The organism is Burkholderia sp. LAS2 (genome assembly GCF_018417615.1).
GTDB lineage: Bacteria > Pseudomonadota > Gammaproteobacteria > Burkholderiales > Burkholderiaceae > Burkholderia > Burkholderia sola.
This window is the reverse complement of the sequence record NZ_CP071052.1, coordinates 748,656-772,153: the sequence shown is the minus strand read 5'-3', so window position 1 is coordinate 772,153 and position 23,498 is coordinate 748,656. Positions and strand designations below refer to the sequence as shown.

Annotated in this window: 14 protein-coding genes, 2 tRNA genes and 3 rRNA genes; 10 read left to right on the top strand and 9 right to left on the bottom strand. The window is 63.3% G+C overall.

The genetic code is table 11. The annotated features are described in order from the left end of the window. Window positions 1–853: 853 nt before the first annotated feature. The 6 genes from rrf to JYG37_RS03540 form a co-directional block, all read right to left on the bottom strand. A 5S ribosomal RNA gene (rrf, locus tag JYG37_RS03565) occupies window positions 854–966 on the bottom strand. A gap of 186 nt (window positions 967–1,152) precedes the next feature. Beyond that, a 23S ribosomal RNA gene (locus JYG37_RS03560) occupies window positions 1,153–4,033 on the bottom strand. A 288-nt stretch (window positions 4,034–4,321) separates the two neighbouring features. Further along, window positions 4,322–4,397 (bottom strand) — tRNA-Ala (locus JYG37_RS03555). A gap of 91 nt (window positions 4,398–4,488) precedes the next feature. Next, window positions 4,489–4,565 (bottom strand) — tRNA-Ile (locus JYG37_RS03550). A 63-nt stretch (window positions 4,566–4,628) separates the two neighbouring features. After that, window positions 4,629–6,161, bottom strand: a 16S ribosomal RNA gene (locus JYG37_RS03545). The 16S, 23S and 5S rRNA genes sit together here with 2 tRNA genes alongside, the layout of an rRNA operon. A gap of 564 nt (window positions 6,162–6,725) precedes the next feature. Then, complete coding sequence (locus JYG37_RS03540; RefSeq protein ID WP_050018274.1) at window positions 6,726–8,000, bottom strand: SGNH/GDSL hydrolase family protein; 1,275 nt, start codon at window positions 7,998–8,000, stop codon at window positions 6,726–6,728. Between the two features lie 200 nt (window positions 8,001–8,200). Here JYG37_RS03540 and paaA point away from each other — a divergent pair, with 200 nt between their 5' ends. From paaA to JYG37_RS03500, 8 genes are all read left to right on the top strand, one after another. Then, window positions 8,201–9,199, top strand: coding sequence for a 1,2-phenylacetyl-CoA epoxidase subunit PaaA (gene paaA, locus JYG37_RS03535; RefSeq protein WP_050018275.1), 999 nt, complete (start codon window positions 8,201–8,203; stop codon window positions 9,197–9,199). Window positions 9,200–9,235: 36 nt separating this feature from the next. Beyond that, on the top strand, window positions 9,236–9,520 hold the full coding sequence (gene paaB, locus JYG37_RS03530; protein WP_006482881.1) for a 1,2-phenylacetyl-CoA epoxidase subunit PaaB: 285 nt from the start codon (window positions 9,236–9,238) through the stop codon (window positions 9,518–9,520). A 10-nt stretch (window positions 9,521–9,530) separates the two neighbouring features. Then, the gene (gene paaC / locus JYG37_RS03525) at window positions 9,531–10,334 is read left to right on the top strand and encodes a 1,2-phenylacetyl-CoA epoxidase subunit PaaC (RefSeq protein ID WP_050018276.1); all 804 of its coding nucleotides are present in this window, start codon (window positions 9,531–9,533) and stop codon (window positions 10,332–10,334) included. A gap of 25 nt (window positions 10,335–10,359) precedes the next feature. Further along, entirely contained in the window at window positions 10,360–10,914 is a 555-nt protein-coding gene (gene paaD / locus JYG37_RS03520) for a 1,2-phenylacetyl-CoA epoxidase subunit PaaD (RefSeq protein ID WP_050018277.1), read from the top strand. Between the two features lie 2 nt (window positions 10,915–10,916). Beyond that, complete coding sequence (paaE, locus tag JYG37_RS03515) at window positions 10,917–12,005, top strand: 1,2-phenylacetyl-CoA epoxidase subunit PaaE (protein WP_124631740.1); 1,089 nt, start codon at window positions 10,917–10,919, stop codon at window positions 12,003–12,005. Between the two features lie 439 nt (window positions 12,006–12,444). After that, a complete protein-coding gene (locus tag JYG37_RS03510; RefSeq protein ID WP_213345890.1) occupies window positions 12,445–13,257 on the top strand; it encodes a DUF1835 domain-containing protein in 813 nt (270 codons plus the stop codon). Window positions 13,258–13,273: 16 nt separating this feature from the next. Then, window positions 13,274–13,879 (top strand): TetR/AcrR family transcriptional regulator, encoded by a 606-nt coding sequence (locus tag JYG37_RS03505; protein WP_006482923.1) that lies wholly within the window; start codon window positions 13,274–13,276, stop codon window positions 13,877–13,879. Between the two features lie 232 nt (window positions 13,880–14,111). Then, on the top strand, window positions 14,112–14,759 hold the full coding sequence (locus tag JYG37_RS03500) for a GNAT family N-acetyltransferase (protein WP_124556854.1): 648 nt from the start codon (window positions 14,112–14,114) through the stop codon (window positions 14,757–14,759). Window positions 14,760–14,816: 57 nt separating this feature from the next. Here the strand turns inward: JYG37_RS03500 and JYG37_RS03495 are convergent, their stop codons facing one another. Further along, on the bottom strand, window positions 14,817–15,341 hold the full coding sequence (locus JYG37_RS03495) for an Lrp/AsnC family transcriptional regulator (protein WP_040143005.1): 525 nt from the start codon (window positions 15,339–15,341) through the stop codon (window positions 14,817–14,819). A 215-nt stretch (window positions 15,342–15,556) separates the two neighbouring features. On the opposite strand from JYG37_RS03495, the gene hppD reads away from it, so the two are divergent. After that, window positions 15,557–16,654 carry a 4-hydroxyphenylpyruvate dioxygenase gene (hppD, locus tag JYG37_RS03490; RefSeq protein ID WP_050011865.1) on the top strand — a complete coding sequence of 366 codons (1,098 nt, stop codon included), beginning with the start codon at window positions 15,557–15,559 and terminating at the stop codon, window positions 16,652–16,654. Window positions 16,655–16,787: 133 nt separating this feature from the next. Here the strand turns inward: hppD and JYG37_RS03485 are convergent, their stop codons facing one another. Further along, window positions 16,788–16,982, bottom strand: a complete 195-nt coding sequence (locus JYG37_RS03485) for a hypothetical protein (protein WP_050011864.1) — start codon at window positions 16,980–16,982, stop codon at window positions 16,788–16,790. Window positions 16,983–17,312: 330 nt separating this feature from the next. Between JYG37_RS03485 and JYG37_RS03480 the strand changes: the two genes are divergently transcribed. Further along, on the top strand, window positions 17,313–20,903 hold the full coding sequence (locus tag JYG37_RS03480) for an indolepyruvate ferredoxin oxidoreductase family protein (RefSeq protein WP_213345889.1): 3,591 nt from the start codon (window positions 17,313–17,315) through the stop codon (window positions 20,901–20,903). A 151-nt stretch (window positions 20,904–21,054) separates the two neighbouring features. Here JYG37_RS03480 and JYG37_RS03475 read toward each other — a convergent pair whose 3' ends face one another. Further along, on the bottom strand, window positions 21,055–23,325 hold the full coding sequence (locus JYG37_RS03475) for an NADP-dependent malic enzyme (protein ID WP_050011862.1): 2,271 nt from the start codon (window positions 23,323–23,325) through the stop codon (window positions 21,055–21,057). Window positions 23,326–23,498 lie beyond the last annotated feature (173 nt).

Here is a 23,498-nt window from a genome sequence, read left to right as displayed (position 1 = left end):
ACCGCATCGATTGGTCCTCATGCTCGGCGGCCCTACGCCCCTTCGTGGAAGGCGCCTAACGCCACCGGCCGGCTTATCGCAGCGAATCTTTGCGTACAGTCGATATCGCTACTGCTCGTGCCGCGCCCGCCTCGCCCCTGGACACGAATATCCGCGCCGGATTCGACGCAGGCGCCTTCGCCGTACCTCACGCATCCGAAGTCGTTATAAAACCGATATATGGCGCCAGAGCGTCGACATCCAACGTGCGCTGTCCGGCAATGCTCAAGCTGACGCGCGATCATAGCTAGAACGCGGTACACGAGCTGACCTGCCGGAGGCTCTCAGTTCGGCGGTCCGAATACGATACGCGCCGAACGCGCGCCAAGCGTCGGCGCAGTCAGCACATAGCCCGCGCCGGCGGGGAAACAGCGAGTCCGCGTAGGCGGCGCAGCCTATTCGCTCATCGAGGAAATCTACGCGCTACTGGACGGTCAACGAGTGGGCGTCAGAAGAGACTGCGCCGGTTTTTGATCTCGTCCGGCCCGCTACGCACACGGCGCTGGCGGCCCCTCGGTCGGGTCTCTTTGATCAAAGATGGAGTAGACGAGGTGGCGGGCTGCAGGAAGCGGGTCGCGCAATCGCGCTCGTCGATATACGTTTGCGGGGAGCAAATTGCGGTTTTGATCGAAGATACGGTCGATAATCGGCGGAATCGCCGGAGATGGAAGCGGTTGGGGGAGTTTGATGCTGCAATGGTTTACGGCAGAGGAGCCCGGCGTACGTAGCCTCGGTCACGCCTCGCCACATGCTTTTTGGAATGCCGAAATGCAAAAACCCCCGCCTTGTCGGGCGGGGGTTTCTGGCTAAGGGAGCCTGACGATTACCTACTTTCACACGGGAATCCGCACTATCATCGGCGTAGAGTCGTTTCACGGTCCTGTTCGGGATGGGAAGGGGTGGGACCGACTCGCTATGGTCATCAGGCAAAGGGGGTTGTTGTGCTGGCTTCGCAGCACAACCAATCCTGGAAGAAGCAGTAATTGAGTTGGGTTGTGAGCTGTATCTCACACGTACGCGGTAGTTCAACCGCAGTACGTCGAGTGCCTCACACTCGACGCTCGATGTCCGTAAGCGCTAAAGCGCTAACGGGCATCGAGACAGACTTGTTATAGGATCAAGCCTTACGGGCAATTAGTATCAGTTAGCTGAACGCATTACTGCGCTTACACACCTGACCTATCAACGTCCTGGTCTCGAACGACCCTTCAAGGGGATCTAGTCCCCAGGGATATCTCATCTTAAGGCGAGTTTCCCGCTTAGATGCTTTCAGCGGTTATCTCTTCCGAACATAGCTACCCGGCGATGCCACTGGCGTGACAACCGGTACACCAGAGGTTCGTCCACTCCGGTCCTCTCGTACTAGGAGCAGCCCCCTTCAAATATCCAACGCCCACGGCAGATAGGGACCAAACTGTCTCACGACGTTTTAAACCCAGCTCACGTACCTCTTTAAATGGCGAACAGCCATACCCTTGGGACCGGCTACAGCCCCAGGATGAGATGAGCCGACATCGAGGTGCCAAACACCGCCGTCGATATGAACTCTTGGGCGGTATCAGCCTGTTATCCCCAGAGTACCTTTTATCCGTTGAGCGATGGCCCTTCCATACAGAACCACCGGATCACTATGACCTGCTTTCGCACCTGCTCGACTTGTCGGTCTCGCAGTTAAGCACGCTTATGCCATTGCACTATCAGCACGATTTCCGACCGTACCTAGCGTACCTTCGTACTCCTCCGTTACGCTTTGGGAGGAGACCGCCCCAGTCAAACTGCCTACCATGCACTGTCCCCGACCCGGATCACGGGCCAAGGTTAGAACCTCAAACAAACCAGGGTGGTATTTCAAGGACGGCTCCACCGAAACTAGCGTTCCGGTTTCATAGCCTCCCACCTATCCTACACAGATCGGTTCAAAGTCCAATGCAAAGCTACAGTAAAGGTTCATGGGGTCTTTCCGTCTAGCCGCGGGTAGATTGCATCATCACAAACACTTCAACTTCGCTGAGTCTCGGGAGGAGACAGTGTGGCCATCGTTACGCCATTCGTGCAGGTCGGAACTTACCCGACAAGGAATTTCGCTACCTTAGGACCGTTATAGTTACGGCCGCCGTTTACCGGGACTTCAATCAAGAGCTTGCACCCCATCATTTAATCTTCCGGCACCGGGCAGGCGTCACACCCTATACGTCCACTTTCGTGTTTGCAGAGTGCTGTGTTTTTATTAAACAGTCGCAGCCACCAGTTTATTGCAACCCCTTCACCCTCCTGGCGCAGGCCAGTCAAGCTACAAGGGCGTACCTTATCCCGAAGTTACGGTACCAATTTGCCGAGTTCCTTCTCCCGAGTTCTCTCAAGCGCCTTAGAATACTCATCTCGCCCACCTGTGTCGGTTTGCGGTACGGTCATCGTTAGACTGAAGCTTAGAGGCTTTTCTTGGAACCACTTCCAATTGCTTCGCTCCCTAAGGAGCTCGCGCCACACCCTTGAATTGCGCGCCCGGATTTGCCTAAGCGCCTTCTCCAATGCAGCGACCGGGACTTCCAACACCCGGACAACCTTCCGCGATCCGTCCCCCCATCGCATCTAACAATGGTGCAGGAATATTGACCTGCTTCCCATCAGCTACGCATTTCTGCCTCGCCTTAGGGGCCGACTCACCCTACGCCGATGAACGTTGCGTAGGAAACCTTGGGCTTACGGCGAGGGGGCCTTTCACCCCCTTTATCGCTACTCATGTCAGCATTCGCACTTCCGATACCTCCAGCACCCTTTACAAGGCACCTTCGCAGGCTTACGGAACGCTCTCCTACCATGCGAGCAAGCTCGCATCCGCAGCTTCGGTATATAGCTTAGCCCCGTTACATCTTCCGCGCAGGACGACTCGATCAGTGAGCTATTACGCTTTCTTTAAAGGGTGGCTGCTTCTAAGCCAACCTCCTGACTGTTTTAGCCTTCCCACTTCGTTTCCCACTTAGCTATATTTGGGGACCTTAGCTGGCGGTCTGGGTTGTTTCCCTCTTGACACCGGACGTTAGCACCCGATGTCTGTCTCCCGTGATTGCACTCTTCGGTATTCGGAGTTTGCTATGGCGGGGTAATCTGCAATAGACCCCCCAACCATGACAGTGCTCTACCCCCGAAGGTGAGACACGAGGCACTACCTAAATAGTTTTCGGAGAGAACCAGCTATTTCCAGGTTTGTTTAGCCTTTCACCCCTATCCACAGCTCATCCCCTAACTTTTCAACGTTAGTGGGTTCGGACCTCCAGTACGTGTTACCGCACCTTCATCCTGGCCATGGATAGATCACCTGGTTTCGGGTCTACGCCCAGCAACTGAACGCCCTATTCGGACTCGCTTTCGCTACGCCTGCCCTATACGGTTAAGCTTGCTACTGAACGTAAGTCGCTGACCCATTATACAAAAGGTACGCCGTCACCCCTTGCGAGGCTCCGACTGTTTGTATGCATGCGGTTTCAGGATCTATTTCACTCCCCTCCCGGGGTTCTTTTCGCCTTTCCCTCACGGTACTGGTTCACTATCGGTCGATCACGAGTATTTAGCCTTGGAGGATGGTCCCCCCATCTTCAGACAGGATTTCACGTGTCCCGCCCTACTTGTCGCACACCTAGTTCTTTCATACTGTTTTCGCCTACAGGGCTATCACCTGCTATGGCCGCACTTTCCAGAGCGTTCGGCTAACAATACAAATAAAGAGTGCAAGGCTCATCCCATTTCGCTCGCCACTACTTTGGGAATCTCGGTTGATTTCTTTTCCTGCGGTTACTTAGATGTTTCAGTTCACCGCGTTCGCTTCACTGGACCTATGTATTCAGTCCAGGATGACCCAAAAGGGCCGGGTTTCCCCATTCGGACATCTACGGATCAAAGCTCGTTTGCCAGCTCCCCGTAGCTTTTCGCAGGCTACCGCGTCCTTCATCGCCTGTGATCGCCAAGGCATCCACCACATGCACTTGTTCGCTTGACCCTATAACGAGTCTGTCTCTCGACAGCCGCTACAGGTTGAGTTCTCGCGTTGTGCCGTATTCCAATTGAGTCGAACATAGAGTTCGAATCATCTTGAGATACATCGATACAATCACAACCCGGATAACTTCCACGTCCATCTCGAGACGCTTCCGCTATCCAAATTACTTACTTCTTCCAGATTGTTAAAGAACGACAGCCGATACATACTACGTATCACTCTGACTGGCTCAATCGCCAATGACAAAGACTCGAACAACGCTTCGTTCGAACGCTTGTCATTGAAGATTGGTGGAGGCAGACGGGATCGAACCGACGACCCCCTGCTTGCAAAGCAGGTGCTCTCCCAGCTGAGCTATGCCCCCATTGAGTACAGATGACCTCAGGTACTACAGCCTATCGGCATGGGCTGCTCGTAAGCGCTAAAGCGCTAACGATCACCGACACGTCAGACAATGGTGGGTCTGGTTGGATTCGAACCAACGACCCCCGCCTTATCAAGACGGTGCTCTAACCGACTGAGCTACAGACCCCTGAGTCTGTCTTTGATTTACAGCCGATAAGCGTGAGCGCTCAACTTCGCGAGATAGCTCTGGAAAGGAGGTGATCCAGCCGCACCTTCCGATACGGCTACCTTGTTACGACTTCACCCCAGTCATGAATCCTACCGTGGTGACCGTCCTCCTTGCGGTTAGACTAGCCACTTCTGGTAAAACCCACTCCCATGGTGTGACGGGCGGTGTGTACAAGACCCGGGAACGTATTCACCGCGGCATGCTGATCCGCGATTACTAGCGATTCCAGCTTCATGCACTCGAGTTGCAGAGTGCAATCCGGACTACGATCGGTTTTCTGGGATTAGCTCCCCCTCGCGGGTTGGCAACCCTCTGTTCCGACCATTGTATGACGTGTGAAGCCCTACCCATAAGGGCCATGAGGACTTGACGTCATCCCCACCTTCCTCCGGTTTGTCACCGGCAGTCTCCTTAGAGTGCTCTTGCGTAGCAACTAAGGACAAGGGTTGCGCTCGTTGCGGGACTTAACCCAACATCTCACGACACGAGCTGACGACAGCCATGCAGCACCTGTGCGCCGGTTCTCTTTCGAGCACTCCCACCTCTCAGCAGGATTCCGACCATGTCAAGGGTAGGTAAGGTTTTTCGCGTTGCATCGAATTAATCCACATCATCCACCGCTTGTGCGGGTCCCCGTCAATTCCTTTGAGTTTTAATCTTGCGACCGTACTCCCCAGGCGGTCAACTTCACGCGTTAGCTACGTTACTAAGGAAATGAATCCCCAACAACTAGTTGACATCGTTTAGGGCGTGGACTACCAGGGTATCTAATCCTGTTTGCTCCCCACGCTTTCGTGCATGAGCGTCAGTATTGGCCCAGGGGGCTGCCTTCGCCATCGGTATTCCTCCACATCTCTACGCATTTCACTGCTACACGTGGAATTCTACCCCCCTCTGCCATACTCTAGCCTGCCAGTCACCAATGCAGTTCCCAGGTTGAGCCCGGGGATTTCACATCGGTCTTAGCAAACCGCCTGCGCACGCTTTACGCCCAGTAATTCCGATTAACGCTCGCACCCTACGTATTACCGCGGCTGCTGGCACGTAGTTAGCCGGTGCTTATTCTTCCGGTACCGTCATCCCCCGACTGTATTAGAGCCAAGGATTTCTTTCCGGACAAAAGTGCTTTACAACCCGAAGGCCTTCTTCACACACGCGGCATTGCTGGATCAGGCTTTCGCCCATTGTCCAAAATTCCCCACTGCTGCCTCCCGTAGGAGTCTGGGCCGTGTCTCAGTCCCAGTGTGGCTGGTCGTCCTCTCAGACCAGCTACTGATCGTCGCCTTGGTAGGCCTTTACCCCACCAACTAGCTAATCAGCCATCGGCCAACCCTATAGCGCGAGGCCCGAAGGTCCCCCGCTTTCATCCGTAGATCGTATGCGGTATTAATCCGGCTTTCGCCGGGCTATCCCCCACTACAGGACATGTTCCGATGTATTACTCACCCGTTCGCCACTCGCCACCAGGTGCAAGCACCCGTGCTGCCGTTCGACTTGCATGTGTAAGGCATGCCGCCAGCGTTCAATCTGAGCCAGGATCAAACTCTTCAGTTCAAACCTGTTACTGTTTTCGGTTCCGTAGAACCGGTCGCTCACTCAAAGCTGACAGGAATATGAATCACTTCATAAACCTGACTTACTTTAGTGTGAGACTCTTGATACTTTCGCTATCTGATCCGAGGATCAGCTCGCTTCCATCAAGCGCCCACACTTATCGGCTGTTAATTTTTAAAGAGCATTCTGCGAGGAACTTCGTGGTTCCCGGCAGCACTGCGTTTTCAGCAGCAGAGAAGCGAGATTATGAACCGTGTTTCGCAGCTCGTCAACAACTTTTTACACTACATCGTTGCGACTGCGGGGCTCAACTTCCTGTACCGCCAAGGCTCGCTACATCCCGAACCCGACAGCACCGCTTCCCTTCCTCCCGCGCCGCGTTTCCGTTAGCGCGAAAGAGGCGTGATTCTATGCATCCGTCCCCATCCGCGCAAGCCCTTTATGAAGAAAGTTTGAAAAAGCCTCCGTGCGCTGACGCACACGGAGGCTTCAGGCTCGACGGACGATGTCGCGCTGCCGGCCCGCAGGCCGTCGGCAACCTTTCCCTCTATATATAGAGCCGCGTCATTTGCCGCCCACCGCAGCCTGCAGTTGCTCGATCGGCACCGCATCGGCCATCGCCGTGTAGCCCGCATCGCTCGGATGGATGCCGTCGCCGCTATCGTATCGGCGCTGCAGCACGCTCGGGCGCGCCGGATCGCGCAGCACAGCGTCGAAGTCCACCACGCCGTCGAACCCGCCTCCGCTCCGGATCCACCGGTTCACCTCGAGCCGGATCGCTTCGCGTCCGGGCGGCAACGCCGCCGGCGTCAGCGTCGCGCCGAAGACCTTCACGCCCTGGCGGTGCGCCGCGTCGATCAGCCGGCGATAGCCGTCGATCAGCGACGCGGCGGTCACCTGCGTATGCGGGTGATCGCAATCGAGCCCCGCGCGCGGCGGCATCGCCGCAAAGTTGATGTCGTTGATCCCGATCAGCACGATCACCGCCTTCACGCCCGAGCGCGACAGCGCGTCACGCTCGAACCGCGACGCCAGCGACGTGCCGTAACACGCGGAATCGCTGAGCAGCCGGTTCCCGCTGATGCCGAGATTCACGACGCCGATCGAATCGGCACTCGACGCCATCAGCCGGCGTGCGAGCGCGTCGGGCCAGCGACGGTTGCGGTTCACGCTGGAGCGCAACCCGTCGGTGATCGAATCGCCGATCGCGGCGACGCTGCCGCGTGCGGAGCCAGCTTCGACGGCAAGTTCCGTCACCCATGCATATTGAGTAAAGCGGGTGCGGAACACGTCGGCGCCCGGATTGCCCACTTGATCGCCCGGCGCGGACACATAGTTGAACTGGTTCGACACGCGATGCCAGACCGTCATCCGCTGGTTCGGCCCCATCTGGAGACTAATCGCATACGGCTGCGCGGCCGTCACGTCGATCGACACCGGATCGCTTTCGCGCGCCTGGCCCGGTGCGAGCGTCACCGACGCGCTGCCGCCGAACCGGACCGGCACCACCGCGCCGCCGGCGAGCGCGGCCCCTTCGCCGGCACGCGCGAGGCTCGCGGCCTCGACGACCAGCGGCGCGCGACCGTAGGCGTTGCTCACGCGAATCCGCGCGGCCCGCCCCGACACGGTCGGGTAGACGATCTGCCGCACGGTTCTCCCGGCCACGTCGGGTGCGCGGTAGAGCGGCGGCGGTGCGGCGAGGTCAGGAATCGGCTGCAGCGCGGTCGCCCACGCGGCGACCCAACCCACCGGCGAGCCCGACGCCGCCGACGCCGCAAGCGGCGACACGAAAACGGCCGCGCCCAGCACGGCCGCGGCGACACTGCTTCGAAATGACATCGGCAAAATCCTCATCGGAAAGCGGGCATTGTGCCGCAGAAGACGCGAGACCCACGTGCGAGGCCACACGTGCGCGACCGGATCGCGCCCCGACGTCCCTCGTTTACCCGTGTCTCGCCGAAAATTCGCAACAAATTTATTAACCGACCGGTCGGTTGGTTTATACTTCGCACACATTCAACCGGACGAGAGCTTTCGCCATGTACACGCAATCCCTCGACATCCCCGGCAACGTCGCGCCGCTCGATGCCGCAGCCGAGTCGCCCGAACAGGCGCGGTTCGATGCGGTGATGGCCGCGGACGGCAAGATCGAACCGCAGGACTGGATGCCCGACGCATATCGCAAGACGCTGGTACGCCAGATCTCGCAGCACGCGCATTCGGAAGTCGTCGGCATGCTGCCGGAAGGCAACTGGATCTCGCGCGCGCCGAGCCTGAAGCGCAAGGCGATCCTGCTCGCGAAGGTGCAGGACGAAGCCGGCCACGGCCTCTACCTGTACAGCGCGGCCGAAACGCTCGGCGTATCGCGCGATTCGCTGATCGACGCGCTGCACGCCGGCAAGGCGAAATACTCGAGCATCTTCAACTACCCAACGCCGACCTGGGCCGACGTCGGCGTGATCGGCTGGCTCGTCGACGGCGCCGCGATCATGAACCAGATCCCGCTGTGCCGCTGCACGTACGGCCCGTATGCGCGCGCGATGATCCGCGTGTGCAAGGAAGAGTCGTTCCACCAGCGCCAGGGTTTCGACGCGCTGCTGTCGATGATGAAGGGCAGCGACGCGCAACGCGCGATGGTCCAGCAGGCCGTCGACCGCTGGTGGTGGCCGGTACTGATGATGTTCGGCCCGAGCGACGCCGATTCGGTCCACAGCAGCCAGTCCGCGAAATGGGGCATCAAGCGGATCTCGAACGACGACCTGCGCCAGAAATTCGTCGACGCGACGGTCGATCAGGCAAAGGTGCTCGGCGTGACGCTGCCCGACCCCGACCTGAAATGGAACGAGGCGCGCGGCCACTATGACTACGGCGCGATCGACTGGGACGAATTCTGGCGCGTCGTCAATGGCGACGGCCCGTGCAACAAGGAACGCCTCGCGACTCGCGTGAAAGCACACGAGGACGGCGCCTGGGTGCGCGAAGCCGCGCTCGCGCACGAAGCGAAGCGTCGCGCCCGCGCCGAACAGCACGCCGCCTGAGCGGCACCCCCCGAATTCAGGAATCAGGAGAAAGCGATGAACAAGGAATGGCCGATCTGGGAAGTGTTCGTGCGCAGCAAGCAGGGCCTCGACCACAAGCACTGCGGCAGCCTGCACGCCGCCGACGCGACGATGGCGCTGCGCATGGCGCGCGACGTCTACACGCGGCGCCAGGAAGGCGTGAGCATCTGGGTGGTGCCGTCGTCGGCGATCACCGCATCGGACCCGAGCGAGAAGGCCGAACTGTTCGAACCGGCGGGCGACAAGATCTACCGTCACCCGACGTTCTACACGTTGCCCGACGAAGTCAACCACATGTAACGCCCGCGCCATGACGATCACGCCCGAACACCTCTCCTACGTGCTGCGCCTCGCGGACAACGCGCTGATCCTCGGTCAGCGCAACGCCGAATGGTGTGGCCATGGCCCGATCCTCGAGGAAGACATCGCGCTCACCAACATGAGCCTCGACCTCATCGGCCAGGCGCGCATGCTGTATACGCACGCGGCCGAGCTCGAGCGCCAGCTCACCGGCGCGGCGAAGACGGAAGACGATTACGCGTACTTCCGCACCGAGCGCGAGTTCGCGAACTTCACGCTCGCCGAACTGCCGCACTACGGGCCCGTCTCCGGCACCGCACACGCCGACAAGGACTACGCGGTGACGATCGTGCGCAACTTCCTGTACGCGGCGCTGATGCTGCACGTGTGGAGCGCGCTGGAAACGTCGACCGACACGCAGCTCGCCGCGATCGCCGCGAAATCGGTGAAGGAAACCCGCTATCACGTCCAGCATGCGCGCGAATGGCTCGTGCGCCTCGGCGACGGCACCGACGAATCGCACCGCCGCGCGCAGGCCGCGCTCGACTACCTGATGCCGTACACGCGCGAATGCTTCGCCGCCGATGCGATCGACGACGCGATCGTCGCCGCGGGCATCGGCCCGGCGCCGGCCGCGCTCGAGGCCGCGTGGCGCGCGGACGTGGACGACGCGCTCGCGGAGGCCACGCTCGCGCTGCCGGCACCGGTGAAGCACGTGACGACCGGCAAGCAGGGCGAGCATTCGGAACACATGGGCTACCTGCTCGCCGAAATGCAGAGCCTCGCGCGCCAGCACCCCGGCGCGAGCTGGTAACCGGCCCACGCCACGGAGCCCGCCGATGTCCGCCCAGACCGCCGCCCCTACCGCCGCCGCGCACCGCGACGATCCGCTGCTCGCCCACGCGTGGGACGTGCTCGAAGCCGTGCCCGATCCGGAGATTCCGGTCGTGTCGATCCGCGAGCTCGGCATCCTGCGCGACGTCCGCCGCGCGGACGACGGCCAGCTCGAAGTCGTGATCACGCCGACCTACTCGGGCTGCCCGGCGATGTCGCAGATCGCCGAGGACATCGCCGCCGCGCTGCAGGCCGCCGATCTGCCGCCGCACCGGATCGAGACGGTGCTCGCCCCCGCGTGGACGACCGACTGGATCACGCAGGAAGCGCGCGACAAGCTGCGCGCGTACGGCATCGCGCCGCCGGTCGGCCAGTGCGGCAGCGCCGTGCCGCGGGAGAACGTCGTGCGCTTCGTGCCGCGGCCGGTCGCGGCGCCCACCTGCCCGCGCTGCGGCTCCGCGCGCACCGAACGTCTCGCGCAATTCGCGTCCACGGCCTGCAAGGCGCTGTATCGCTGCGTCGACTGCCGCGAACCCTTCGACTACTTCAAACCCTACTGAATATGGCGACCCCGCAATTTCACCCGCTGCGTATCCGCGACGTGCGGCCCGAGACCGCCGACGCCGTGACCGTCTCGTTCGACGTGCCGCCCGAGCTGCGCGACGCGTACCGCTTCACGCAGGGCCAGTTCGTCACGTTGAAGACCCACATCGACGGCGAGGAGACGCGCCGCTCGTATTCGATCTGCGTCGGCACGACGGACTACGATCGCGACGGCGAACTGCGCATCGGCATCAAGCGCGTGCGCGGCGGCCGCTTCTCGAACTTCGCGTTCGACACGCTGAAGCCCGGCCACACGATCGACGTGATGACGCCGGACGGCCGCTTCTTCACGCACCTGAACGCCGACCATGGCAAGCAGTACGTCGCGTTTTCCGGCGGCTCGGGAATCACGCCGGTGCTCGCGATCGTGAAGACGACGCTCGAACTCGAGCCGCGCAGCACGTTCACGCTGATCTACGGCAACCGCAGCGTCGACGCGATCATGTTCGCGGAGGAGCTCGAGGACCTGAAGAACCGCTACATGAACCGCTTCGTCCTCTATCACGTGCTGTCGGACGACCTGCAGGACGTCGAGCTGTTCAACGGCGTGCTCGACCAGGCGAAATGCGCGGAATTCCTCGCGACGCTGACGCCGGCCGACGCGATCGACGAGGCGTTCATCTGCGGCCCGGCGCCGATGATGGACGCGGCCGAAGCCGCGCTGAACGCGGCGGGCGTGCCGCAGGCGAAGGTGCACGTCGAGCGCTTCGGCACGCCGCTGCCGCAGGCCGGCGCACCGGTCGTCGAGATCACCGACCAGACGCCGGCCGCCGACCTCGAAATCGTGCTCGACGGCAAGAAGCGCAAGCTGCGTCTGCCGTACGAAGGCGTGAGCCTGCTCGACGTGGGCCTGCGCGCGGGCCTCGCGCTGCCGTACGCATGCAAGGGCGGCGTGTGCTGCACGTGCCGCGCGAAGGTAGTCGAAGGCGAAGTGCGGATGGAGAAGAACTACACGCTCGAGGCGCACGAAGTGAAGGACGGTTTCGTGCTCACGTGCCAGTGCCACCCGATCAGCGACAAGGTCGTCGTGAGCTTCGACGAGCGTTGAGCGGCGTCGCGTCGCGGCGCCTGACGGTTTCTCGCCGTCACACATCTCGCTTACACTAGGGTCTGTTTACATATGGAACGCGCATGCGTTGCCACGAGAACGGCCGCTCGCGAGGCGCGCGACGCCGCGAATACTGACGTATTCGCAAGGAGCGCAACGCGGCGAGCGGCCGTTCTCGTGGCAACCCCAAATTAAAAAATCATTCCACGGGAATGCCCGAAATCGCCCGTATGGCGGCGTCGCTCGTCGCTTGTTTGGCTCGGCCAAACGGCGCTCCTCACTCCTTGCCATACGCCCCGGAGGAAGTCCCCTTGGGGGACGAGCGATTTCGGGCATTCGCATGCGCGTTCCATATGTAAACAGACCCTAGGGGCCGCCGGCCGGCTGGACATCGCAACGTCCGCCCGGCCGGCGGTTTTCTTTTGTTGACGACAGGCCGATGAGTACCATTCATGTGATTCAGGGCGGCACCGCCGCCGCGTCGCTGCGCGAAGCCCTCGCGCAAACCGGACGCGACGAGCGCGTCGTCGGTTTGCTCGACGATCTCGGCGTCGGGCCGCTGAAGGGCGCCGACGAGACGCCCGACACGCGCGCCACCTTCTGGCAGCACGTGCTCGGCGACCAGATCCCCGACTGGAACGCGGAAATCGAGGCCGAATTCGCGCGCCTCGACCAGCTCGCGACGGAGACCGGCCAGGTCGTCGTGTGGCACGCGCCGAGCGTCGGCGACAAGCTGCTGCTGCGCCGCGTCGCCTATCACCTGCGCAACGTGCCGCAGCGCCTGAACGAGGTGCGGCTGTCGGCCGCCGATCTCGACGCCGCGCAGCGCGCAGCGCTGTCGCGTACCGACCAGGCCTGCGCGACCGGGATGTTCTCGCCCGCGGAACTGGCGCGCAAGCGGCCGGCGGCCGCGCCGGTCTCGGTCCTGCGCATCGGCCGCCTCGCGCTCGAATGGCAGGAAGCGAAACATCTGAACGCCGAACTGCGTTATTGGGTCAGCAACACGATCAAGAGCGGCCACTACGCCGATCTCGACGCGTTGATCGTCGCGCGCGCGGAAACCGACTGGCAGCCCGCGCGCCACCTCGTTGGCAGCATCATGGCCGCCGCCGACCGCGGCGGGCTGTTCGTCAGCGACTCGCTCGCGTGGTGGCGCTGTCGCGAACTCGCGGCCGCCAGCCGGCTCGAGCTGCAGGACGACGCGCCCGACGCCCTCTCTTCCACGCAGGTGCGCGCCGCCGCGCACCGCTAATCTTCCGCATTCGACCATGGCCCGAACCCGAGCGCCCGACCACGAATCCCAGCGCGAGCAGATCCTCGACCTGGCCGCCGAGAAATTCGCGCAGACGAGCTACCCGAGTACGTCGATGTCCGATCTCGCGACCGCGAGCGGCACGTCGAAGGCGCGGCTCTATCACTATTACGAGAGCAAGGAAGCGATCCTGTTCGACCTGCTCGACCGCTACACGAAACGGCTGATGCTGATCATCGCCGAGGTCGAGGGCGCGAGCCAGCGGCGCGGCCTCAGCGAGCGCGACGCGTTCGCCGAACTCGTGCGCGCGTTCCTCGCCGAATACGAGACGTCGCACAGCCGCCACGTCGCGCTGCTCAACGACGTGAAGTATCTCGAGGACGCACAGCGTGAAATCGTGCTCGACCGCCAGCGCGACATCGTCGCGGCGTTTACGCGGCAGCTCGCGCGTGCGTACCCGGACCGCATCTCGAAGGAAAACCAGACCTCGGTGACGATGATGGTGTTCGGGATGATCAACTGGACCTTCACGTGGCTGAAGCCGGGCGGCCGCCTCGGCTACCGCGACTTCGCGGAACAGGTGATCGACCTCATCGAGCGCGGGCTGTCGACGGCGGCCTGATTGCCGCGCAGCAGCATGCGTTGCGCGACGGGCACAGCCGACCGCCCGCCGCGCATTTCATATGATGAATTTTAAATTCGCTTAAAATCAATAACTTAAAGAATGAACTAAGCGGTTTTAGAATTCCCCCTCAGCACAAATAACGTCAAATACGGGTTTTCCCCAACCTCGCTCGGGTAAAATGCTGTTGCATTGCACAACCCGCTTGTGCACCCACACTGAGGAACCCACGATGAACACGCAATTCAACGGCCGTGCCGCTGCTGTCGGCAAGGTCGCTACTGCGCCGGTTCTCGTCAGGGAACTGGCTTCCAAAGACCGTGAGCAGATGCTCACCCACTTTCTCTCGCTCGACGAAGAGGACCGCCTGCTGCGCTTCGGCCAGATGGTGCCCGATCACGTGATCGAGAACTATGTCCGCACGCTCGACTTCGGTCGCGATACGGTGTTCGGCGTGTTCGACCACGACCTCGAACTGATCGGCGTCGGCCACCTGGCCTACCTGCCGGCCGAGGGCGACACGCGCACGGCCGAATTCGGCGTGTCGGTGCTCGAAAGCGCGCGCGGCCGCGGCGTCGGCTCGAAACTGTTCGAGCGCGCGGCGATCCGCAGCCGCAACACGCACGTGACGATGCTGTACATGCACTGCCTGTCGCGTAACGCGACGATGATGCACATCGCGAAGAAGTCCGGGATGCGGATCGAGTACGCGTACGGTGAAGCCGATGCGTATCTGTCGCTGCCGCCGGCCGACCACTCGACGATCATCGCCGAGATGCTGCAGGAACAGGCCGCGGTGTTCGACTACGCGATGAAGCGCCAGGCGCGCCGCACGACGAAGTTCATCGAATCGCTGATGCCGGCCACACTGACGGCCTGACGTCGGCCAGCCGGGCCGCGCCTGCGGCGCGCCCGGCGCCCCCCCTTCCCCGCCACGCTAGCGCACCGAACGAATCGGCAACGCCGTCGTTTCCTTGAAGCAATCGAGCGAGAAGCTCGTCTTCACGTCGATCACCGACGGGTGATGCAGCAGATGCTCCTGCACGAAGCGGGAGAAATGCGCCATGTCCTCGACCTGTACGCGCAGCAGGTAATCCATGTCGCCCGTCATCGCATGGCACGCGACCACTTCCGGCCAGGTCTGCACGGCCGCGCGGAACAGCTCCGCGTGGGTCGCGCCCGCGCGCGCCGACGTCTCGTCGGCCCGGACCGGCGCGAGGCCGCCGCGCTTTTCGAGCCGCACGCTCACGTAGGCGAGCAGGTCGAGCCCGAGCTTCTGCGGATTCAGCAGCGCGACGTAGCCGGTGATCACGCCGATTTCCTCGAGCCGCCGGATTCGCCGCAAGCACGGGCTCGGCGACAGGTTCACGCGCTCGGCGATCTCCTGGTTCGACAGGCGCCCGTTCTCCTGAAGAATCGCGAGAATGCGCCGGTCGATGGCATCCAATTCGGCTTGCGCCATCTTCTGCCCTCCACTGAGTGTTTTGAGACTGGAAATTGCGCCATCGTAGGCGCGGGCGATTAAGTTCGCAAGTTTCCGCTCGCGGCCGCCCGCTACACTCTGTCGCATGTCTCGGCTTGCCGCGCACGCTCGTGATGGGCGCGGCCGTCGACATCGAACCACGCCGGGCACGCGCACGCCGCCCCCGGCCGATCGCCCCGCACAGGAGACACGACATGCAGATCCCCACCTGGGACAACCCCGTCGGCACCGACGGCTTCGAATTTATCGAATACACGGCACCGGACCCGAAAGCACTCGGACAACTGTTCGAACGGATGGGTTTCACCGCGATCGCGCGCCACCGCCACAAGGACGTGACGGTGTACCGCCAGGGCGACATCAACTTCATCATCAACGCCGAACCCGATTCGTTCGCGCAACGCTTCGCGCGGCTGCACGGCCCGTCGATCTGCGCGATCGCGTTCCGCGTGCAGGACGCCGCGAAGGCGTACCGGCACGCGCTGGAACTCGGCGCATGGGGCTTCGACAACAAGACGGGCCCGATGGAGCTGAACATCCCGGCGATCAAGGGGATCGGCGATTCGCTGATCTACTTCGTCGACCGCTGGCGCGGCAAGAACGGCGCGCAGCCGGGCGCGATCGGCGACATCAGCATCTACGACGTCGACTTCGAGCCGATTCCCGGCGCGAACCCGAACCCGGTCGGCCACGGCCTCACCTACATCGACCACCTGACGCACAACGTGCATCGCGGCCGCATGCAGGAATGGGCCGAGTTCTACGAGCGCCTGTTCAACTTCCGCGAAGTGCGCTATTTCGACATCGAAGGCAAGGTGACGGGCGTGAAGTCGAAGGCGATGACGTCGCCGTGCGGCAAGATCCGCATCCCGATCAACGAGGAAGGCTCGGACACGGCCGGCCAGATCCAGGAATACCTCGACGCATATCACGGCGAAGGCATCCAGCACATCGCGCTCGGCGCGAGCGACATCTATCAGGCAGTCGACGGGCTGCGCAGCAAGGAAGTGAAGCTGCTCGACACGATCGACACGTATTACGAACTGGTCGACCGCCGCGTGCCGAACCACGGCGAATCGCTGGACGAACTGAAGAAGCGCAAGATCCTGATCGACGGCGCACGCGACGACCTGCTGCTGCAGATCTTCACCGAAAACCAGATCGGGCCGATCTTTTTCGAGATCATCCAGCGCAAGGGCAACCAGGGCTTCGGCGAAGGCAACTTCAAGGCGCTGTTCGAATCGATCGAGCTCGACCAGATCCGCCGCGGCGTCGTGCAGGACAAGGCCTGACGCCCCCGCCGCGCGGCGCCTCCGAGCAACCGGGGGCGGCCGCGCGATCCGGCCGCACAAAGAAAAAGGGCGGGAATCCGAGGATTCCCGCCCTTTTTGCATGCCGGCGAGGCCCGCGGGCCGCGCGATCGCATCAACGCACGTTCGCCTTCGACGCGGCGGCGCGCTCGACCGACGGCTGAGCTGCGGCGTCCTGAGCGGGCACGATCTGCTGCATCTGTGCGCCGGCTGCCGCCAGCGCGCTCGCGCCTCGCGCGTGCACCGGGCCCGTCATCGAGAAAAACGCGGCGGACACGATCAGGAAACTCTGGATATGACGTGTGTTCATTGCACCTCCTGTAAAACTGCCGGCGCCTCCCCGACTGCGTCGGAACGAACCCACGCGGCCGGGCACCTCCGGCAGGCCGACAAGATTAACGGCATTTGCCCGCAGATCAACGCCGCTTTACATGCTTTTACATGATGTAACGCATGATCTCGCCCTGTTTCATGGTGCGTGGCGGCCCTTTCCCTCGCGTTGCGACCGATGGGCGGCGGGTTTGCCCCAGTGCTACCATCCCTTAAAACCGGCGAACATGCCGGCCACTGCGGACGCGTCCAAAAGATGCCGACGCAACCGAAGTTTTGGTGATCCCAGACCGGGTGGAGGAGACAGTTAATGAATGCCCCGCTAGACGCAGACCAACGCGCGTCGCTAGAAGCCGCGCTGAAGTCCGTCACGCTTGACGACAAATACACGCTGGAACGCGGCCGCGCGTACATGAGCGGCATCCAGGCCCTCGTGCGCCTGCCGATGCTCCAGCAGGAACGCGACCGCGCCGCCGGTCTCAATACGGCCGGTTTCATCTCCGGCTACCGCGGCTCGCCGCTGGGCGGCCTCGATCTGTCGCTGTGGAAAGCCAAGCAGCACCTGGCCGCCCACCGGATCGTGTTCCAGCCCGGCCTCAACGAAGATCTCGCCGCCACCGCCGTGTGGGGCTCCCAGCAAGTGAACCTGTACCCCGGCGCGAAGTACGACGGCGTGTTCGGCATGTGGTACGGCAAGGGTCCGGGCGTCGATCGCACGGGCGACGTGTTCAAGCACGCGAACTCGGCCGGCTCGTCGCAGCACGGCGGCGTGCTGGTGCTGGCCGGCGACGATCACGCGGCGAAATCGTCCACGCTCGCGCATCAGTCCGAGCACATCTTCAAGGCCTGCGGGCTGCCGGTGCTGTTCCCGTCCAACGTGCAGGAATATCTCGACTTCGGCCTGCATGGCTGGGCGATGAGCCGCTACTCGGGCCTGTGGGTCGCGCTCAAGTGCGTGACGGACGTCGTCGAATCGTCGGCGTCGGTCGACATCGACCCGCATCGCACCGAGATCGTGCTGCCGACCGACTTCATCCTGCCGGAAGGCGGGCTGAACATCCGCTGGCCCGACCCGCCGCTCGTGCAGGAAGCGCGGCTGCTCGACTACAAGTGGTACGCGGCGCTCGCCTACGTGCGCGCAAACAAGCTCGACCGGATCGAGATCGACTCGCCGCATGCGCGCTTCGGGATCATGACCGGCGGCAAGGCGTACCTCGACGTGCGCCAGGCGCTGACCGACCTCGGCCTCGACGACGAAACCTGCGCGCGGATCGGCATCCGGCTCTACAAGGTCGGCTGCGTGTGGCCGCTCGAAGCGCAGGGCGCGCAGGCGTTCGCGCGCGGTCTCGACGAAATCCTGGTCGTCGAGGAAAAGCGCCAGATCCTCGAATACGCGATCAAGGAAGAGCTGTACAACTGGCCCGACGCGCAGCGCCCGCGGGTGTTCGGCAAGTTCGACGAGAAGGACGGCGCCGGCGGCGAATGGTCGGTGCCGATGGGCAACTGGCTGCTGCCCGCGCACTACGAGCTGTCGCCCGCGATCATCGCGAAGGCGATCGCGACGCGGCTCGAGAAGTTCGAGTTGCCGTCCGATGTGCGCGCGCGCATCGCCGCGCGGCTCGCGGTGATCAACGCGAAGGAAATGGCGCTCGCGAAGCCGCACGTGCAGACCGAGCGCAAGCCGTGGTTCTGCTCGGGCTGCCCGCACAACACGTCGACCAACGTGCCGGAAGGCTCGCGCGCGATCGCCGGGATCGGCTGCCACTACATGACCGTGTGGATGGACCGCAGCACGAGCACCTTCAGCCAGATGGGCGGCGAAGGCGTGCCGTGGATCGGCCAGGCGCCGTTCACCGACGAGAAGCACGTGTTCGCGAACCTCGGCGACGGCACCTATTTCCATTCGGGCCTGCTCGCGGTGCGCGCGGCGATCTCGTCGAAGGCGAACATCACCTACAAGATCCTCTACAACGACGCGGTCGCGATGACGGGCGGCCAGCCGGTCGACGGCGTGCTGACGGTGCCGCAGATCACGCACCAGCTCGCGTCCGAAGGCGCGAAGAAGATCGTGATCGTCACCGACGAGCCGGAGAAGTACGACAGCCAGAAGGCGCTGCTCGCGCCGGGCGTGACGATCCACCATCGCGACCAGCTCGACGACGTGCAGCGCGCGCTGCGCGAGATCGAAGGCACGACGATCCTGATCTACGACCAGACCTGCGCGACCGAGAAGCGCCGCCGCCGCAAACGCGGTACATACCCGGACCCGGCGAAGCGCGTCGTGATCAACGACGCGGTGTGCGAAGGCTGCGGCGACTGCTCGGTGCAGTCGAACTGCCTGTCGGTCGAGCCGCTGGAAACCGAATTCGGCACGAAGCGCCAGATCAACCAGTCGAGCTGCAACAAGGACTTTTCGTGCGTGAAGGGCTTCTGCCCGAGCTTCGTCACGGTCGAGGGCGGCCAGTTGAAGAAGCCGAAGGCGGTGGCGGTCGACGGCGGTGCGCTGCCGCCGATTCCCGAACCGACGCTGCCGGCGATCGACCGCGCGTACGGCGTGCTCGTCACCGGCGTGGGCGGCACGGGCGTCGTCACGATCGGTGCGCTGCTCGGGATGGCCGCGCACCTCGAGAACAAGGGCGTGACCGTGCTCGACGTCACCGGCCTCGCGCAGAAGGGCGGCGCGGTGATGAGCCACGTGCAGATCTCGCACGCGCCGACCGACATTCATGCGACGCGGATCGCGATGGGCGAAGCCGATCTCGTGATCGGCTGCGATGCGATCGTCACGGCCGGCGACGAATGCACGTCGCGGATGCGGCACGACACGACGCGCGTGGTCGTCAACAGCGCGCAGACGCCGACCGCCGAGTTCATCAAGAACCCGAACTGGGCGTTCCCCGGCGTGTCCGCAGAGAACGACATCCGCGCGGCAGCCGGTGAAGCGGTCGACTTCATCGATGCGAACCGCTTCGCGGTCGCGCTGCTCGGCGACGCAATCTACACGAACCCGTTCGTGCTCGGCTACGCGTGGCAGAAGGGCTGGCTGCCGCTGACGCTCGCGTCGCTCGAACGCGCGATCGATCTGAACGCGGTATCGGTCGACAAGAACCGCGCGGCGTTCGACTGGGGCCGCCGCGCCGCGCACGACCTGGCCAGCGTGAAGCAGGCCGCAGCCGGCGACGCCCGGCCCGCGCAAGGCGCGACGGTGATTTCGCTGCACACGAAGAAGGCGGTCGACGCGCTGATCGCGAAGCGCGTCGAATTCCTCACCGCGTACCAGAACGCCGCGTACGCGTCGCGTTATGCGGCATTCGTCGACAAGGTGCGCGCCGCCGAGCGCGCGCTCGCCGACGGCGACACGGTGCAGGAGCCGCTGACCGAAGCGGTCGCGCGCAACCTGTTCAAGCTGATGGCGTACAAGGACGAATACGAGGTCGCGCGGCTGCAGTCCGATCCCGCGTTCCTCGCGCGGCTGACCGCGCAGTTCGAAGGCGACTGGAAGCTGAAATTCCACCTCGCGCCGCCGCTGTTCGCGAAGACGGACGCCCACGGCCATCTCGTGAAGAAGGCGTACGGCCCGTGGATGATGTCCGCGTTCCGGCTGCTCGCGAAGGCGAAGTTCCTGCGCGGCACGGGGCTCGACCCGTTCGGCCGCACCGCGGAGCGCCGCACCGAGCGCGCGCTGATCGGCGAATATGAAGCGCTGATCGGCGAGGTGCTGGGCAGGCTGAACGCGGCCAACCGGCCGCTCGCGCTCGAGCTTGCGGCGCTGCCGGACGGCATTCGCGGCTACGGCCACGTGAAGGAGAACAACCTGCGCGCGGTGCGGCAGAAGTGGGACACGCTGCTCGCGAAGTGGCGCTCGCCGGCAGGCGGCCAGTCGCATCAGCAGGTCGCGTAACGGTGCGCGCGGCGGGCGTTCGCGGTCCGGATGCCCGCCCCGCGCCGCCGTCGCCCTTAGGGTTCACGCGAAAAAAAAACGCCACGGAACGCAGGTTCCGTGGCGTTTTTCATTGTGCCGCGCGTGACGCGCGGCACACGCGAGCGTGGACTTACTTCGTGTTCACGTTCGCGGCGGCAACGGCCGTCATGTTGATGATCCGGCGCACGGTCGCGGCCGGCGTCAGGATGTGGACCGGCTTGGCCGCGCCGAGCAGGAACGGGCCGACCGTCACGCCTTCGCCGCCGACCATCTTCAGCAGGTTGTACGCGATGTTCGCCGCTTCGACGTTCGGCATGATCAGCAGGTTCGCCTCGCCCGACAGCGTCGTGCCCGGGAACGCCTGCTTGCGGATCAGTTCCGACAGCGCCGCGTCGCCGTGCATTTCACCGTCGACTTCGAGGTTCGGCGCACGTTCGACGATCAGCTTGCGGGCCTCGGCCATCCGGCGCGACGACGCCGACGGCGCACTGCCGAAGTTCGAGTTCGACAGCAGCGCGGCCTTCGGCGTGATGCCGAAGCGCTCGATCTCGGCCGCGGCCTGGATCGTCATGTCGGCGAGCTGGTCGGCGCTCGGCAACTCGTTCACGTACGTGTCGCACACGAACAGGTTGCGGCCCGGCAGCATCAGCAGGTTCATCGCGGCGAAGTGCTCGGCGCCCTTCGCGCGGCCCAGCACCTGCTCGATGAACTTCAGGTGGCTGTGGAACGTATCGATCATCCCGCAGACCATCCCGTCCGCATCGCCCAGGTGCACGAGCATCGCGCCGATCAGCGTGTTGAACTTGCGCATCGCGGCCTTCGCGACTTCCGGCGTCACGCCGTCGCGCGCGCCGATCTCCTGATACGCCTGCCAGTAGCGGTGGTAGCGCGCATCGTCTTCCGGATCGACGATTTCGAAATCGGTGCCGGCCTTCAGCTTCGAGCCGATCTTCGCGAGGCGCATGTCGACGACCGACGGACGGCCGATGATGATCGGCTTCGCGATCTTTTCCAGCAGCACGAACTGCGCGGCGCGCAGCACGCGCTCATCCTCGCCTTCGGCGAAAACGATGCGGGCCTCCTTCTGCTTCGCGGTCGCGAACACCGGACGCATCACCATGCCGGTGCGGTAGACGGTCGCGCCGAGCTGTTCGCGGTACGCGTCCATGTCCTGGATCGGGCGCGTGGCGACGCCCGAATCCATCGCGGCTTGCGCCACGGCCGGCGCGATCTTGATGATCAGGCGCGGGTCGAACGGCTTCGGAATCAGGTATTCCGGCCCGAATTCCAGCGAATGGCCTTCATACGCCTTCGCGACCTCCTCGCTCTGGTCGGTTTCCTGCGCCAGCTCGGCGATCGCGCGCACGCACGCGAGCTTCATTTCTTCCGTGATCGTCGTCGCGCCGACGTCGAGCGCGCCGCGGAAGATGAACGGGAAGCACAGCACGTTGTTGACCTGGTTCGGGTAGTCCGAACGGCCGGTCGCGACGATCGCGTCCGGGCGCACGGCCTTCGCGTCTTCCGGGCGGATTTCCGGTTCCGGGTTCGCGAGCGCCAGGATCAGCGGGCGCTCGCCCATCGTCTTGACCATGTCCTGCTTCAGCACGCCCGCGCTCGAGCAGCCGAGAAACACGTCGGCGCCGACGATCGCATCGGCGAGCGAGCGCGCGTCAGTGTTCGCCGCATAGCGCTGCTTCGACGGATCGAGGTTGCCGCGCCCTTCGTAGATCACGCCCTTCGAATCGGCGACGAGGATGTTCGTCTTCGTGAGGCCGAGGTTCACCAGCAGGTCCAGACACGCGATCGCGGCCGCGCCGGCGCCCGAACACACGAGCTTCACTTCCGACAGCTTCTTGCCGACGACCTTCAGGCCGTTCAGGATCGCGGCCGATGCGATGATCGCGGTGCCGTGCTGGTCGTCGTGGAAGACGGGGATCTTCATGCGCTCGCGCAGTTTCTGCTCGATGTAGAAGCACTCCGGCGCCTTGATGTCCTCGAGGTTGATGCCGCCGAGCGTCGGCTCGAGCATCGCGATCGCCTCGACGAGCTTGTCGGGGTCGGACTCCGAGAGTTCGATGTCGAACACGTCGATGCCCGCGAATTTCTTGAAGAGGCAGCCCTTGCCTTCCATCACCGGCTTCGCGGCGAGCGGGCCGATGTTGCCGAGGCCGAGCACGGCCGTGCCGTTCGTGATGACGCCGACGAGGTTGCCGCGCGACGTGTACTTCTGCGCGTCGAGCGGATCGGCGTGGATCGCCTCGCACGCGGCGGCGACGCCCGGCGAATACGCGAGCGACAGATCGAGCTGGTTCGACAGCGGCTTGGTCGGGGTGACCGAAATCTTGCCGGGTTTCGGGTTCAGGTGATAAGCGAGAGCGGCCTGCTTCAGTTGTTCGTCCATGATTGACCTGCGAGAGACATGCGAAATATTGACGACTCAGTACACAGCACCTTCGGCCGCGTCTGCCTGAATCGAGGGGATGGTCGACTGCGAGACGGCCCGCGACGCGCCGGATGGGCACGCCAACGAACCTTGGCGGGTGGCAAGAGGAAAGTACAAAGTACTGAACGATT